General features: G+C 40.4%; 16 protein-coding genes. All 16 read right to left on the reverse strand.

Annotated features, from left to right (window positions below):
- Window positions 1-7 precede the first annotated feature (7 nt).
- Window positions 8-685 (reverse strand): response regulator transcription factor, encoded by a 678-nt coding sequence (locus EMIN_RS06095; RefSeq protein WP_012415362.1) that lies wholly within the window; start codon window positions 683-685, stop codon window positions 8-10.
- A 22-nt stretch (window positions 686-707) separates the two neighbouring features.
- Complete coding sequence (locus EMIN_RS06100) at window positions 708-1,835, reverse strand: hybrid sensor histidine kinase/response regulator (RefSeq protein ID WP_012415363.1); 1,128 nt, start codon at window positions 1,833-1,835, stop codon at window positions 708-710.
- Window positions 1,835-3,649: a PAS domain-containing sensor histidine kinase gene (locus EMIN_RS06105; RefSeq protein ID WP_012415364.1), complete on the reverse strand. Its 1,815-nt coding sequence runs from the start codon at window positions 3,647-3,649 to the stop codon at window positions 1,835-1,837. The genes EMIN_RS06100 and EMIN_RS06105 overlap by 1 nt, the downstream gene beginning before the upstream one ends.
- A 92-nt stretch (window positions 3,650-3,741) precedes the next feature.
- On the reverse strand, window positions 3,742-4,704 hold the full coding sequence (locus tag EMIN_RS06110) for a DsbA family protein (RefSeq protein ID WP_012415365.1): 963 nt from the start codon (window positions 4,702-4,704) through the stop codon (window positions 3,742-3,744).
- A gap of 11 nt (window positions 4,705-4,715) precedes the next feature.
- Entirely contained in the window at window positions 4,716-4,985 is a 270-nt protein-coding gene (locus EMIN_RS06115) for a hypothetical protein (protein WP_012415366.1), read from the reverse strand.
- A 60-nt stretch (window positions 4,986-5,045) separates the two neighbouring features.
- Complete coding sequence (locus EMIN_RS06120; RefSeq protein WP_012415367.1) at window positions 5,046-6,152, reverse strand: HAMP domain-containing protein; 1,107 nt, start codon at window positions 6,150-6,152, stop codon at window positions 5,046-5,048.
- Window positions 6,152-7,465 carry a tetratricopeptide repeat protein gene (locus EMIN_RS06125; RefSeq protein WP_012415368.1) on the reverse strand — a complete coding sequence of 438 codons (1,314 nt, stop codon included), beginning with the start codon at window positions 7,463-7,465 and terminating at the stop codon, window positions 6,152-6,154. The genes EMIN_RS06120 and EMIN_RS06125 overlap by 1 nt, the downstream gene beginning before the upstream one ends.
- A gap of 20 nt (window positions 7,466-7,485) precedes the next feature.
- A complete protein-coding gene (locus EMIN_RS06130; RefSeq protein WP_012415369.1) occupies window positions 7,486-8,376 on the reverse strand; it encodes a type II secretion system F family protein in 891 nt (296 codons plus the stop codon).
- Window positions 8,377-8,379: 3 nt separating this feature from the next.
- Window positions 8,380-9,987 (reverse strand): type II secretion system F family protein, encoded by a 1,608-nt coding sequence (locus tag EMIN_RS06135; RefSeq protein WP_012415370.1) that lies wholly within the window; start codon window positions 9,985-9,987, stop codon window positions 8,380-8,382.
- 2 nt (window positions 9,988-9,989) lie between these two features.
- A complete protein-coding gene (locus tag EMIN_RS09030) occupies window positions 9,990-12,218 on the reverse strand; it encodes an ATPase, T2SS/T4P/T4SS family (RefSeq protein ID WP_012415371.1) in 2,229 nt (742 codons plus the stop codon).
- A 4-nt stretch (window positions 12,219-12,222) separates the two neighbouring features.
- A complete protein-coding gene (locus tag EMIN_RS06145) occupies window positions 12,223-12,969 on the reverse strand; it encodes a type II and III secretion system protein family protein (RefSeq protein ID WP_012415372.1) in 747 nt (248 codons plus the stop codon).
- Between the two features lie 18 nt (window positions 12,970-12,987).
- Window positions 12,988-13,749: a Flp pilus assembly protein CpaB gene (gene cpaB / locus EMIN_RS06150; RefSeq protein WP_012415373.1), complete on the reverse strand. Its 762-nt coding sequence runs from the start codon at window positions 13,747-13,749 to the stop codon at window positions 12,988-12,990.
- Between the two features lie 52 nt (window positions 13,750-13,801).
- On the reverse strand, window positions 13,802-14,269 hold the full coding sequence (locus tag EMIN_RS06155) for a TadE family protein (RefSeq protein WP_083759844.1): 468 nt from the start codon (window positions 14,267-14,269) through the stop codon (window positions 13,802-13,804).
- Window positions 14,270-14,280: 11 nt separating this feature from the next.
- Entirely contained in the window at window positions 14,281-14,478 is a 198-nt protein-coding gene (locus tag EMIN_RS06160; protein ID WP_012415375.1) for a class III signal peptide-containing protein, read from the reverse strand.
- A 41-nt stretch (window positions 14,479-14,519) separates the two neighbouring features.
- Window positions 14,520-14,699 carry a hypothetical protein gene (locus EMIN_RS06165; protein ID WP_012415376.1) on the reverse strand — a complete coding sequence of 60 codons (180 nt, stop codon included), beginning with the start codon at window positions 14,697-14,699 and terminating at the stop codon, window positions 14,520-14,522.
- Window positions 14,700-14,730: 31 nt separating this feature from the next.
- Complete coding sequence (locus EMIN_RS06170; RefSeq protein ID WP_012415377.1) at window positions 14,731-15,705, reverse strand: PorV/PorQ family protein; 975 nt, start codon at window positions 15,703-15,705, stop codon at window positions 14,731-14,733.
- Window positions 15,706-15,711 lie beyond the last annotated feature (6 nt).

Genomic DNA, 15,711 nt, shown 5'->3' on the forward strand with positions numbered 1-15,711 from the left:
ACATCCGTTATAAAATCCTGCTGTCTTCCGAGGATATTAAACCTTTTTCTATAGCCTTAACAACAGCTTCCGTTCTGCTACCCACGCCAAGTTTGTGAAACGCGCTGTTTAAGTGATTTTTAATTGTTTTAACACTGCAACTAAGTTCCGTCGCAAGTTCTTTATTGCTAAGCCCTTTGCCTAAAAGGCTGATAACTTTAATTTCCGTCCTTGTAAGAAGCGCCTGGGACGGAGTGCCGTTGTCTCCCATCTTACGCAGACCGTGAAGAAGTTTACCCATAAGCTGCTGCGGAATCATAAGTCCTTCGCTTGTAAATGTTTTAATGGAATTTAAAAGCTCCGATGCGGGTAACATTTTAGATAAATATCCGTTGGCCCCGGCCTGAATAGCCTCAATAACATGGGCTTCATCCTCAAAACTTGATAACATAAGCACATTTATAGCGGGATTATCTTCCCTTATTTTACGAGTGGCGCTTATACCGTCAAGTTTAGGCAGTTTGATATCCATTAAAATCACGTCGGGTTTAAGTTTTTTGGCTAAAGCGACAGCCTCTTCCCCGTCCGACCCTTCGCCTACAACTTCTAACCATTTTTCGCCGGTAAGAACGTCCTTAATGCCTTCCCTGAAAAGTGTTTGGTCGTCAACAATAACCACTCTTATTTTTTTCTTTTTCTCTGCCATTTTTAAACTCCGTATTTATAGTTTAATTGTTTATAAGCGGCAAGGTAAAACTAAACGCAGTGCCTTTACCGCGACCTTCGCTTTCAGCCCAAATCTTCCCGCCGTGGTTAATAACAATATCTTTTGATATCGATAAACCAAGCCCCAACCTGCCCACTTTTCCCTTCTCTCCGATTTGGGAAAAACTGTCAAACAATTTGGGAGCGTCCGCAGGGTCTATACCGTCTCCAGTATCTCTAATTGATACTTTAGCATTTTTTGAGTCAACTTTACTTACAATTACCTCTATCAATCCGTTATCTTGGCTATGCCTTAAAGCGTTTTCCAAGATATTGGATATTACCTGTTTAATCCTTTTTTCATCTGCCAAAACCATCATGTCTCCGGAAGTGTCAAAAACAACGTTTACTCCGCGCGAAACCATGGCTTTTTCCTTAAATACAGCAACCATGTTTCTTATAACGGAGCTTAACTCCATATTTTTTTTATCTATTCTTAACTTGCCTTTTTCTATTGCCGCCCAGTCAACCAAATCTCTTATAAGATGTTCAATCTGGTCTATACTTTCACGCATGTACCCGGCTTTTTTTTCCTGGTCTTCATCTAACACAAGCTTCTTTTTAAGCATGTCAAAACTCATTTTTAAAGTCATTAAGGAATTAGACAAGTCATGCGAAACTATTGAGAAAAATTTTGATTTTATGTTATCAAGCTTCTTCAAATCCTCATTACTTTTTTTAAGCTGTTCTAAAAGTTCTTTGTTGCTTTGCTCAAGATGAAAAATTTCCAAAGCTCTTTTAATAGTTCTTTTTAAATAAGTAAAATCAACGGGTTTAATTAAAAAATCATACACGCTTTCCTGCATGGCGCCTATCATAGCGTTAAGAGAGGCATGCGCGGTAACCATAAGAATCTGCGTCTCGGTATTAAAGCTTCTTATTTGTTTAATAATATCAAGCCCCGTCATATCAGGCAGGTTATAGTCCATAATTATAATATTAAAAAATTCGCTTGAAACTATGTCCATACACTCTTTGCCGCTGGCGGCCTGGTATACGTAATAGCCCTCCATTTCCAAAAGGTCGGCAAGTGTTTCTCTTAAATTATTATCGTCGTCAACTACCAATATTTTTATTTGAGTTTCTTCCATTACTCTGCCCTCTTTAAATATATTTTAAATTTAGTGCCCTGGTCAGGCTCGCTTTCAACAAACATTTTACCTTTGTTGTTTGATACCGCTTTTTTTACCACGGCTAAACCAAGCCCGGTGCCACGCGCCTTGGTAGTGAAAAACGGCGTAAATATTCTAAGCAAAGTATCTTCCCCCATACCTGTGCCCTCGTCGCACACATATAAACAAACAACTTTTTTGCCTGCTTTCGTTCCTATATTTAATGTGCCGCCGTCAGGCATAACATCAAATGCGTTAGTTATTAGGTTACGCACGGCCTGTTTAATTTCCTCAGAATCTATGTTAACGGCAGGGTGAGTTTCATCATAATTCTGAACAATTCTTATACCTTGCGGCAATGGATGGGTAGTAACGATATCTTTTAAATATGAGTTCAAATCCACGCGTGTAATATTTTGTTTGCGGTCTCTGGCGTAGCCTAAAACCTCTTCAACAATTCTGTTGGCCTGCCTTACTTCGCTGTCTATAATATCAAACTGTCTTTTAAGTTTGGGGTTTTCCTCCCCTACAATAGCGCGTATAAGATGCGTTGAATTGCTTATAACAGCAAGCGGGTTTCTTATCTCATGACTGATAATAGACGCCATTTCCCCTATAGCGGCAAGCCTTTCTTTTTTAACTAAAGCGTCAGTCGCTTTGCCAAGCTGCTTGGTGCGTTCTTCAACTTTTTTCTCTAAAATAGCGTTTGTGTCCGCCAGTTCTTTTTCCGCTTTGGCAACTTCCTCGCGTTGTTTTTTAAGACTTTCCGCCATGCTTACGAAAGCCCGTCCCAAATCACCCACTTCATTAGAGGGCATATTTTCAAGCTTAGGAAGATAATCAAAATTACCTTTGCCTAAAAGAGTAGCTGATTCCTGTAAAATTTTAACAGGTTCTATAATAGGCTTTATGGCTATTTTACTTAAAAGCACTATTAAAATAATTACGGCAACCGCCATTATAAAAATTACACCCAAAGCGTGGGAATCTTTTAAAATAATAGCCGTCCAGCTTTTGGAACTTTGCTGAACATACACTATCCAGCCCGTGGCGCTTATTATACTTGTTGTAACAAGATATCTTCTTCCGTCCGAGAATTTTATCTCACTGTTTCTTTTTCCGGGTGAAGAAGCCATAATCCTTTTAACATCTTCGCTTACAGGGCCGGAAGAAGTTACGATATTTCCGTCAGTGGTAAAAATAGCGTAAAAAACTCCGTCTACAAAATATTCCGCAATGCCTTCTACCATCTCCGTAATATTAAACCTGGCTATCAGCGCGCCCTTTGACTTACCGTTATACACATAAGGCACGGCAATCAACATAGTGTCCTTGTTATCTTCACGGGTAATAACACCCACGTAGTCTTCTTTTTTATTAAGGGTTAAGTATCTTATCGCGTTAAATTCACCATTGCGGGTAAAAGCTAAGTTAACATCGCCCACTTCTTCTTTTATATTTCCGTTAACATCCATAAACGCAGCTGCGACAGCGTCCTCATTCATTGAAATAAGAAGAGATAAGTCCATTTTATTTATGCCGGAATGTTCGGAAAAGGTATCATGTATTGATATAAAAGAACGCAAAAATCCCCTTTTTCTTCCCAGATACCCACGCACATTACTTTCTATGGTCACGTTCATTATGCTTTGTTTTTCCAAAAGCTCCGCTTTAATCATACGTGAATCCATTTCAACCATATAAACGCCAAGCATTATTACAGGCAGCAAAGCGGCAAGCATAAGCACCTTTACAATAGCCCAAAATAATGTTTTTGATTTACCTTTATACATAACCATCCGTAAAACTTATAAAAATCTAAAAAGGGAGCCGCAGCCCCCTTTTCTAAAATACTTAAGGTTTAAAACCGCTTAGATTTAAACCGCTATTGGCAGCTTCCGCCTTGGGGAACCGCAGCAGCGCCTGCGCTAGCAATTTGCGGGTTCATAAATTCCAACCCTTTAATTTCAGCTATACCGCCAAAGTCAAGCAATGTTCGTCCTTCCCATAAAAATGTGGGGGAACCGCTTACACCTACTTCCTGTGCGTATTTAGCATCTTTTTTAAGAAGTTCAACGCCCATTTTCCAATTAGCATCAATTGATGTTACGGGGATTCCCGCTTTTTTAAGAGCTTCGTCCCAACGGCTGGAAGTATAATCTTTATTTCTTATTTCAAGATATTTCCAAAACTTTGAAGGATATTTTGCATGTATAATTAACTGCCTTACGTTTTCTTCCCATTCAGCGGTTCCGTGCAGACTTCTAAAGTTACCGTCGCCCATGTCTGTAACGATATATCTTAATTTTACTTTTATATCTTTGGGGAATTTGCCGGCGTTTTTTGCTTCAATAATTTTATTTTCAGCCATAGCGCCGTAAGGGCATTGTGACATTACAAAAACTTCAAGAAGGTTTTTTTGTAAAGGCCTGTTAATAAAAACGCCTTGTCTTGTTTGTTTTTCAAAAACAATATAGTCGCCGTGCGTTTTAATATAGCCCGCGTCAATATGTTGTTTAAAAACTTTTTCTGTTTCAGGGGTCTTTTTAACTAAGTAAAGAGGCAAAAAATCAAAATCTAAACCGGCGTAGTCAAGACTTTCTTTTGCTATCGCGTAATCAACAACCGTAACGTTTGCCGGAGCGCCCGCAAAAGCCTGTAAACCCTGTGTAAGAGCTAAATCCTGCATACCCGCTTTTTCAACAGAGGTTTGAATTACAATCATATCAAAAGGTTGAACTTCGGCCTCTTGAGTTTGGGGCTGAGCCGCCGCATTTTCTTTTACATTGTTTTTAGCGCAAGCGCCAAAAACAAGAATTACCGCTAACAATAAAGCTATTTTTTTCATATTTACCCTTTTTATTTATCCTCTAAATCAAGTTTTATGCCTTTTAGGCCGATAGCGCATAATAAATTATAAACAAAGGCACCTATTAATGTGCAGACAAGTACTATTAAAGTGTTAACAATGGCCCTGAAAAGAGAGGAAACCAATGCGTTTACAAAAGAATCACCTGTAGGCGCGAACATATCCAAAAAACTTCCTATCAGCATTATTGAAAATACAGCTACGGGCAATGCTGAAAAAAGAAGCGACATAATACTTATTTTCTTTATTTCTATTCTCATGTTTATCTCCTAAATGGCATGTAGCATTTATATATGATACAAATTTTAATAATTAAATTATTACTTTTCCGGCTCTAAAACAATCATCGTTCTAGGGTTTTCTTCCAAAACGGGCAGCTGCACGGCCCTGATGCTGAATTTGTTACTTCCTACAGCTGTTTCGCCCCTGTATACTTTGCCCGGTTCATCCATAGCTTTGCCGATTACTTCTATTATCTGGCTTTGCTGCCCGTCAAAAATATCTAACAAGTGTAAAGGCCCGTCTTTTTTAACTTCAATCTCAAAATTAGCGAACATAATGTTATTATCTTCGTCAACAACCAAAGCTCTTGAACCTTTTGTTATAGAAACAGCCAAAAGAGCTTTCCACCAAAGCTGTTCCATTTCTTCTTTTTTCCTGGACTGCGCTTCTATACCGCTAAATTCTTTTTTAACGCGTTTTAAAAATTCATTAACAGCTACGGCAACATCGCCTATCTCATCATTGCGTTCTTTAAAGTGAATCCTAAGTTCTTTTAAAGACACTGTTTCAATACTTGATACAAGACTATTTAACGGATTAATAATTTTAAGATAAATAAATACCGTTAAAATAAAGCCCATAAGCGCCATAATTATAAACGCGCTGTAACCGTATTTTATAGTAGCGTCGTTAATAAGACGTTTTGCGCTTTCTCTTGAAACCTGGATATTAACAACGCCTATAATTTCATCCTGCGCGGAACGCAAAGGAAAAGCCATATCATAGTAGTTGCCGTTGCCGTACATTATTACCCTGGGCCGGCCCGTATTAAAAGACTGGGCCACCGCATTGGTAAAAAAAACGTCTTCAGCACGGGCATCGTCATAAGATTTTCCCAAATACTGGTTTACCTTATGCCATCTTATGGAGGCGTCTCTGTTTAAATAAATAATGCTTTGTATGCGGTCATCCGCTTTAAGCCATGACGTTAAAAGAAAAAGTTCGCTAGGGTCAACCATAGGTTTATTTGACGCAAGCCCTTGCGCCAAAGTAGGTTTACGGGTTACAACCTGCTCGGCCACTTCCTGCTGAAGTTTGTGGTCAAAAACAAACTTAAACATGTTAAAGAAGAAAAAACCTCCTATAACAATTACATAAATAGCTGTTGCCGCGTAACAGACAAACCATTTTAACCCAAGTCGCATTACCTTACCTCCAGCATCTCTTGCACTCTTCTAAGACCTTGTTCCGCGTCTGCGTTGCCCGGATCTAACTGTTTAGCCGTGTTCCATTCTTTACGGGCGGTTTCATAATCTTCATCGTTAAAGGCTTTTACGCCTCTGCCGTAGGCTTCCTGAGAAAGGCGCCTGTTCTCTTCCGAAACTCTTGTAGTCTCAACAGTAGGCAGCTGGGCGTTGAAATTGGGTTCGTCAAAAACAGGATCCTGTGCAAAAGGATCTTCCTGCTCAACCGTAGGAATTTCCGGCTTTGTAACGCTGCCGCTAATGGGTTTAGTGGTTTTTTTGGCGGTAGAGGCGGTTTTAGCGTTTCTAGCTTTTTTAATGGCCGCGTCCAAGGTGTTAGCGTCATATCCCCATTTTTTGGCTTCGTTCCAGTTAGCTATTGCGCTGTCATACTTGCCAGATTTATAAAATTTGTTGGCCGAATTAACATACCCTTGGGCAATTTCCGTCCTAAGCTGGTCCGAAAATTTTTGGGCTTTAGGCTCAGCGGGCTGTATTTTAAGAGCGCGCTGAAAAGCATTAAAAGAAGACACAAGCTTACCAGCTGAATAGTATTCAGCGCCTTCTTTCATAGCGGCGGTAAGTTTTTTGTCTTTTAATTCTTTTTCAACTTTTACAATTCTGGAAACCAATGAAGGATCCTCTTTTCTTATTAAAAGCGCGCTGTACCATTGGTCCAAAGCTTTTTCAAAATCGCCTTTCGCGTAGGCCGCGTCGCCCCTTCTTTCATGTTCCTGGGCTATTTCTTTACTGATTTTTCTTTGCCAATTTTTGGCGTTACCGTTATTGGGTTGGATGGCTAAAATTTCGTCAAATTTTCTGTTTGCTTCAACAAGTCTGCCGTTCGCGTGAAGTCTTTCGGCTTCGGCCGTTTTGGCAGCTATAATCTCAGACTCGGAAAGAGTGCCAAAAGTACCCATACGGTGCGCCTGTTCGGCTAAAGTGCGAGCATTTTTAAATTCCGGGTCAACCGCTAAAATAGCCATAGCCAAATCATGCGCGCGCTGGTAATCGCCTCTTCTGTAAAAGAAAAAAGCGTTTTCATACACTATGCCTAAGGTAAAGTTTTCAATTCTTTGCTTTTCAAGCTGAATTGTGGACATATACTGTTTTCTGTCTTCGGTTTTATTCATTGTGCCCAAAGAAAACCTGGTGAGGTCAAGAATCATGCCCTTTTCCTTACCTCTTGTTCTTGTCCTGTCTTGCGAGTGGACTGCCCCGGCCAAAAAACATACCGTTAATATAACAAGAAAATATCTTATGCTCTTATTCATAGAAAACCTCTTTGAAATAATTAAAAACCAACACCGCCGCTTGAAATAATATCTTTAAGCATAGGCGCTAAAATTAAAATAAAAACCGTGGGGAAAATAAATAAAAATAAAGGCACTAACATCTTTGTGCTTGCCTGCGCGGCAAGTTTTTCCGCCTTATTCATACGCCTGAAACGTAAGTCTATGGAAAAGTTTCTAAGCAAGTCAACCAAGCTTGTGCCTAACTCGTCTGACTGAATAATAAGCCCGACAAAAGAGCGTATTTCCTGCACGCCCGTTCTGTTCGCAAGCCTTTCAAGCGCTTCCCTTCTTGAATAACCGAGTTTAACTTCGTTTAACATTTTATCAAGTTCTTCTTCTAAAACCGTTTTCTCTTTGGCTATTCTTATAATTCTGTCAAACGCAGTCATATAATCCAAGCCGGATTCAATAATAAGAGCGGCTAAGTCAACAGTGGTCGAAAAATTGCCAAGCATATCACGCTGGCGTTTTTGTATTTTACTGTTAACTAACGCTGTCGGGATATAAAAACCCAAGGGTATAAAAATTACAAATAAAAAATTTTTTAAAACAAGTAAAACCAATATCGGTAATAATATTGCCCAAAGTATTTTTTGGTAAAGTATCGTTACAGGCTGCGGAGTGGCGGGACTGCCAAGTAAAAGATGCTGCTCCTCTAAAGGTTTTTCCAATTTAAAAGCTTCTAAAATATAAAGGCATAATTTGCCCCACATTGTATCTTGCTTGATAGAAGAAAAACTTGATGTGGCTTTCATTCTTTTAGCTTCAATATCTGAAACGCTGAGCGGAGCATCTTCCGGGGCAAAAAGCCTCATAACAAGCATAAACACCGCAAAGGAGCCTGCGCCTAACGATATCATAAGTCCGACTTCTTTCATTTGGTCAAACATAGGCTATACCTTTATTTCCCCTAATTTACTTACCATTTTCATACCCATAAGTATCCAGAAAATACAGAAGAAAAGCACTATCAAACCTATACCGCTTGTATAAAAGTTTATCATAGCGTCAGGCCTGAACAAGAACATAACGCTTATCATAAGCCAAGGCATAATACCCACAACAATAGATTGTATTCTTTGCTGCGCGGTCATAGCCTGCAGTTTCTCCTCAAGTTTGCTTTCTTCCCTTATAGTTTCGACTATACGTTCAAAAATTTTAGTCAGATTACCGCCTACCTGCCTTTGTAAAACAATAGCTTTTATCATGTAAGATAAAAGACGGTTTTCCACACGGTCTTCCATCATTTCGAGGGCCTGCTCGAAAGAGGAACCCAGCTGGTAGTTTTTAATAACAAGCCCAAATTCGTCCGCTATAGGCGGTTTCATATCTTTTGAAACCATTTCAAAAGCCTGCACTATATCCATACCCGCTTTTAGAGAGTTAGAAAGCAAAATAAGAGAGTCCATCAACTGGTTGTTTATCTTGGTACCGCGCCTTCTTTTTAAATTTTTTAAAACAGTGCCGGGCATGCCTTTACTTACTTTGGCACCCAAACCTAAAATAAGCAAAAACACTATAACGCCGGTAAAACCGCCTACGGCGTAACCGAACAAAGCTCCGAAAACGGCAAATATAAGAACTGTAGTGCCGACTATATGTTTAACGTTAATGGCTATAAACTGCCTGTTAAAGTCCTCGGCCCAGTCGTTGGAGCGTTTAATAAAATTCTCAAAAGAGTTGTTAATGCGCTGTTCCATTGAAACCACATAAAACAACACTGACACAAAAACCAAAATGGTGCTTAATCCTATTAAAAACCAACCAAAGAGATTACGCCCCATAAGGCCGGCATAATCTTTCGGATCCGGCGCCAAAGGAATCGGCGTTGAAAAAAACTGTGAGTAAAAATTGTTTGTAAGTATGCCTATGGCGTCGGCCGCTTTTCTAAATTTGTCTTCACGTAAATTTGAAGGCCCGCTAAAAGATTCTATAACGCTGTCAAACTCGCTGTTAATAAGTTCCAGCGTAGGTATTAGAGAACGGCCCCTTCCGCTGAAACTGTCTTTCATTGAATAAACTTTTCCGCCCAATTTAACAGGTGTGTTTAGCCTGTCTAAAGAAATAAGAAAATTAGCTTTAATAGTAATAAAATCAGAAGTAAGTTTATCTTGCGTTACTGTGGACTGTGTATCAAAAAGTTCTTCTGTCCTTGTAAGAAACTCATAAATATTGGCAAGAGATGTCCTCCACACGTCGGACTCGGTAAGAGTAACCTTGTCTTTTTCATTATAAACAACAGCGCGCTGGTCCATTAACGGAAGTTCTTCTATAAGCCATTTGGGAATTTTTATGGGAGCTTTTTCGCTGCCGCCGCATTTTTCCGGCAAAATAAAAGATTTGCTTTCAACCGGAACTTTGGAGTCTAACATTTGGTAAATAATATAAATTCTTTCACGGGCGCATGTAATAAGACGTTTTTCTTCCGCGCTAAAAGGCTCCGCAAAAGAAAACGCTGTAATCGACGCCAAAACAAAAGTAAATATTATTTTTCTTATCATGTTCAGTTAACCTTTGGCGGCGCGGGAGTATTAGGCGCGGCAAAAACACTCTCGTCAATATTAATGCCTTTTGATTTAAAATCATCATAAAAAGACGGTTTGTTACCGGTAGCGGCAAAATGACCTTGCACCTTACCTGTTTCTTCATCAATACTTGTTTGTCTGTATCTGAATAAATCGTTGGTGTGAATAATCCCGTCTTTTTGCCCCAGGATTTCCGTAATATAAGTAACTTTTCTCGACCCGTCCGAAAATCTTGAAAGCTGGACTATCATATTAACCGCCGATGACACCATTTCCCTAATAGCCCAAATAGGCAAATCGGCGCTGCCCATCATACACATGGCTTCCAAACGAGTAAGACCGTCTTTAGGGTTATTGGCGTGGATTGTGGCCAAAGAACCGTCGTGGCCGGTGTTCATAGCCTGCAACATATCCAACGCTTCTTTGCCGCGGCACTCGCCTACTACAATACGGTCAGGTCTCATACGCAGACAGTTTTTAACCAAATCCTGAATAGTAATTTCACCTTTTCCTTCAATGTTGGCCGGCCTGCTTTCCAAGGAAATCCAGTGTACCTGCTGCAAGCGTAATTCAGCGGTATCTTCCACGGTAATAATACGTTCGTCCGAAGGAATATAAGTGGAAAGAGCGTTTAAAAATGTGGTTTTACCGGTACCGGTACCGCCGGAAATAATAATATTTTTCCTGATTTTTACACACTCTTTTAAAAAGTCCATACACTCGCGGCTGATGGTGCCAAATCTGTAATAATCTTCCGGGCCAAAAGGTTTTTGCGAGAATCTTCTTATAGTAAGCGAAGGGCCCGAAACCGCCAATGGAGCTATAATTGCGTTAACACGCGACCCGTCTTTTAAACGCGCGTCAACTAAGGGCACAGATTCGTCTATACGTCTTCCCAACGGGGCAACAATTCTTTTAATAACCTGCACAACCTGGTCATTATTTCTGAATCTGTATTTTGTTAAAGTTAATTTACCCTTTTGTTCAATAAAAATCTTATCAAAAGAGTTAACCATAATTTCTGTAACGCTAGGGTCTCTCATCAAACCTTCTAAAGGCCCTAAACCCAAAATTTCATCTAAAAGTTCCGTGGCGAACCTTACGCGCTGCTCCCTTGAAAATTGCAAATTAGGCTGCTTTTGCAAAATTTCCTCAATAATTTCCCCCACTCTTTTTCTGGTTTGCTCGCTGTTAGACTCATCGCTTATAACAATTCTTTCAAGTTCCAAAGCTTTAATAACTTCTTTATGCACTCTTTGTTTAAGCTCATCCCAAAAAGACATTCTGGCTTCTTCTTCCGCAGTAGCCTCATGGTTAAATTTGGGAACCGCGCCGCCGCCCCCCGCGCCGCCGCCTACAAGAGCCGTCCATATCTCTCTGGAAGCTTCGGTAAAATCTTCATCGGAGACGCTGCTCATCCAATCTCTTATGGAAGGCGTTACCGTTTCAATCCTGTGAATCAAAATTCTAAGACCTTCGCTAACCCAGTCTGAATGGGGGTTTGAAACCGCTTCAATCTCACGCCTGTTTGAGGCCGCCATAACGCTGTCGTCCCACGGTAAAAAAACTGAAACGTCTTTTCCCAAACTTTTAAAAAATCTGTCAACTTCCTCATGCGCTATAGAGCCGGGCATATCATACATATTACAAACAACGTCAAGACGTTCCATAGGAAAACTCATTTCCTTATATTCGTTAAACATCTTAACAGTTGTATTTAAATGGTTTCTTGTAGCCTGGGTTATCCAAAAAACTTTATCCGCGATGTCAAAGGCAAATGACTGCATGGGGAAAGATGAGTCTATATCTAAAAAAATGTCAAAAGTCTGGGAAAGGCGCGCTAAAATAGGCATTAATATCCTAGGGCTCATAGCAGACACCTGGCCTCTTGTATTGCCAAGCGGCATCACGCCCACGCCGTATTGTGACATCGATATTTTACCACGTAAAAGCCCGCCCGCAACAGCTATTGTGGTTGCGCCTAAGCTTTTAACTATATCCGCAGCAGTTACCGGGGTTTTAATATCTAAATAAAAAGTATGCTCTTGTCTTGCCAAAGGATCTAAAGGAACTATCAGTACCGGACGTTTTTGCATGCCCGCCCACAAAACAGCTAAATTAAGAAGCAAAGTAGTCCTTCCGGCACCTTCTTTAGGCCCTGAAAAAGCGATTACTTTACCTTCTGTTCTGCCCGATAGTTCTGACATGACGTTACTCCACTATTTCTACTGTAACAAATAAGAACAATGATCTCTGTTCGTCTAAAGTATCTTTGTTTCTAAACAAAAGCCCTATTAAAGGAAGTCTGCCCAAAAGCGGAATTCTGTCAACGGACACGTTACGGCTGCTACTCTTTAATCCGCCTATAACAAGCGTTTCGCCGCTGTGAAGTTCAACCTGCGTCTCAACCCTTCTTTTGTTAATTGACGGAACTGTTGTTGAGCCGACTGAAACCGTTCGGGAATAGTCCGGCGCGGAAACCTCTAAATTAACCTGAAGGTTAATAAGATTGCTTTGTTCTGGAATAATAGTAGGCATTACGTTTAATATAACGCCGTAATCTAACATGCTTGTGCCCACGCCCTGGTTGTTAACTTCGGGGAAAGGTATTTGTCCGCCTACGGAAATATTGGCGTTTGTACCTGTTCTAGTAACGATTTTGGGGTTAGAAAGTATCTGCGCTTTACCTTCGTTTTCCATAAGTCTTAACCTTGTTGTAAGAGCCGTCTTTCTTTCAAAAGAGCCTATTTCCAAAACACCCGGTATTTCTTTTTCCGCAAAATCAAATATATTGTACCAGGAAAACCCGATATTGCTGTTTATCGAACCGCTTATCTCAACGATATCGGCGCTGACAGACACAAGGTTTGTTTTGCGGGCATGAAGCGCGCCTGGCATTACAAGTAATGCTGCTAGAATTGTTAAACAGACTTTTGATGCAAATTTTTTATTTTTCATCTTATTATATTCCTGTAATTATTTAAACATTTCCGTAAGACTGGCTATTGCTATTGAATGTACGCCCTGGTCCTCACGTCTTCTTACTACAAGAGTTATTATGCCTTCTTCTTTAGCTAAGGCCAAATACTGCGCGTCCCTGGGGTGTAATGCCAAGCTGATAGCGGAACTGTCGTTAAAAGCTGAAGCGCTTGCTTCTCTTTCTCTGGTAGCTCTGAGTTGGTTAGCGTCCATACCCTGCCCCAAATCATTACCCACGCCAAGCACTTTAATTCTTTGTAAAATTGTAGCGGTAATTTTTTCTTTCTGTCCGGTGTTCTTCATATAAGCGTCGAAAGTTAAAAGCACGTCAACCCAATCGTCCGGCTTAATAAGGTTAGCCACGGAACTCGGAACATCGGTTAAAACAAAACCTCTCCATAAAGGAGATACCCTAGCGCTTAAACCCGCTTCAGGACTGAGTGAGGTTAAAGCCGCTTTGCTGACTTGGTTTCCTTTTGGAATAGCTATTCTTGTCACAAGGTTATTTTCCAATTTTGTTATATCAGAATCTCTTGTAACTGTAAAAGCGTCCTTTTGCAAAAATTTATTAGGCATTTCAATAACGCCCAAATCACCTTTTGTAATAACTTTTCTTTCAGGCAAATCCCTGATAGCGATAACAACTCTTTCAAGTTTGCTGTTTTCTTCAAACTTGCTCTGGTTTGAGAAAAGTATTATAAAGTAAACCACGGCCGCCAAAATAGCTATAACAAGCGGTAGAAATACACCTTTTTTCATTTTAACTCCTCTTCTAAGTCCTGGTTAATAAAAATCACTAAAAAATAAAATTTTAGTTAAGAAGCGGCCTTTCAACCGGCATCCTCACTGTCGCTCTAAGCTCTCTCCTGCCCAATCTTTTGGGAGGATCGGCAAAAATAAAACTTGTGCCCGGAAATACCAAACGCACCGGGTAATATACTTCAACAATAACGTCCTCGTTAGGATGCGCAGTAGACTGCGGGTCCATACTTGTTCTGTCTAAAGATACTTTAAAAGTAATCTTATCCTGTCTGCCCGCAAACATTAAAGCGCTTTGCTCTTTAAGTTTGCTTTCTATACGTCCTTTGTCCGTAGGGGCGCCCGGCCTTGTTACGCCGACCATGCCTCCTACCCTTGCCATTTCATACGCTGCGTGGTGGGCTATAATCGTGTGATAGGCGATATTACCAAGTTCAAGAACAAGAAAAAGCATGAACATAAAAATCGGTAAAATCATCAATAACTCAACTACAGTCTGCCCTCCACGCTTGCGTATCATAATGGGGTAAATTACATTTGGCCTACGCCGCCAAGAATCTTCGTTTTGATGTTATCAAAAAGCTCAGGCATGAACGCTTTTACGGCAGCGCCGGCTATAAGAGCGACGCCAACGATTACGCCAAGCATAAGTAAGTATTCAACTGTACCCTGACCTTTTTTGCTTTTAAGCTGGGCTAAAGCAATTTGCATTTTTACGAAATATTTCATAACAATCCTCCGTTTAATTTTAAATCTTTACTTCAATAAATCTAGTCTTTTGACTCATACACCGTAAGTATAACTTTTGCGCCCTGTTCAAACTGCAACGGCACTGTTTTTGAATAAAAAATATAAAAAGACAAAAACACAAAAAACAACGCCACAGTGGTAAAAATATATTCAATAGCGGTTTGCCCGCTTCTACTCTTAAGAGTTTTTAACAGCTTCATATTTTCCCCTTTAAGAGCTGCCGCCTCTTATTTAAAACTGTACGCCTACGGCAACGTTATACGTTGTGCCTAAGGCGCCGAACGGAGTCATGGCAAAATCAATTCTTGTGCCATAGCCGAAAACTTCATCACTGTATAAACCAAAACCGAAAGAAACTTTAGAAGTATTATCTAAACCGATTTTTTCCGTCCAGCTTTCATCACTTTTGCCGGTATCTTCGCGTGAGTAATAACCAGCGCGCAAGTCAAACCTGGCAACTTGCAGCAAATCTTCCGGTATATGTATTTCCAAACCTACGCCATACTGTAATCTGTAGTCAGTATATTTAATTATTTCACCTACAACCGTCCAGTACTTTGTTTGGAAATGCGCGCCGCCACGCAAACCCGTGGGAACTTCGTCAGAATCGCCTAAGTTAACAGCCGCAAAGCCTAAACCTACTTTATTGAAATCAAGTTTAGCGCCTACGTCAAAGGCTACGTTATTGTAATGTTCGCCGACGTTGTTTTCATTAATATACTTAAAAGTACCGCCAATTTGGAAAATATTATCAAAAAAACCGCGCGCTATAGAAGCCATGCCGACAAAGTTTCTAACATCACCATCAACGCCTTCCGTCTGAGGAGTACCTTGGCTGTTTCTCCATTCAAAACCGTCCATGTCCATATAATTACCGGACAAAGCTATAATTGTTTTTCCCATAGGTTGTATATAAGATAATGTCCTTGCCTTATAGCCCTGCAGCCAGTCAAGATACGATAAGTGCACTTCTCTGCTGGTAGCCGTTGAAATACCGGCCGGGTTCCAAAAAAGTGAGTCGGCCCCGTCAGCTAAAGATACATACGCGTTACCCAAAGCCTGCGCCCTGGGGCTTCCGAATGGAAGTTTTAAAAACGCACTTGCGCTTGTACCCGCACCTTTATATCCCCCCGATTGGGCATATAATCCCGAAGCACACAATACCGTTATTGCCAAAGTTACTAATATTTTAAAGTATTTATTCATATTCTC

Origin of the sequence: Elusimicrobium minutum Pei191 (genome assembly GCF_000020145.1) — a bacterium.
Classification (GTDB): domain Bacteria; phylum Elusimicrobiota; class Elusimicrobia; order Elusimicrobiales; family Elusimicrobiaceae; genus Elusimicrobium; species Elusimicrobium minutum.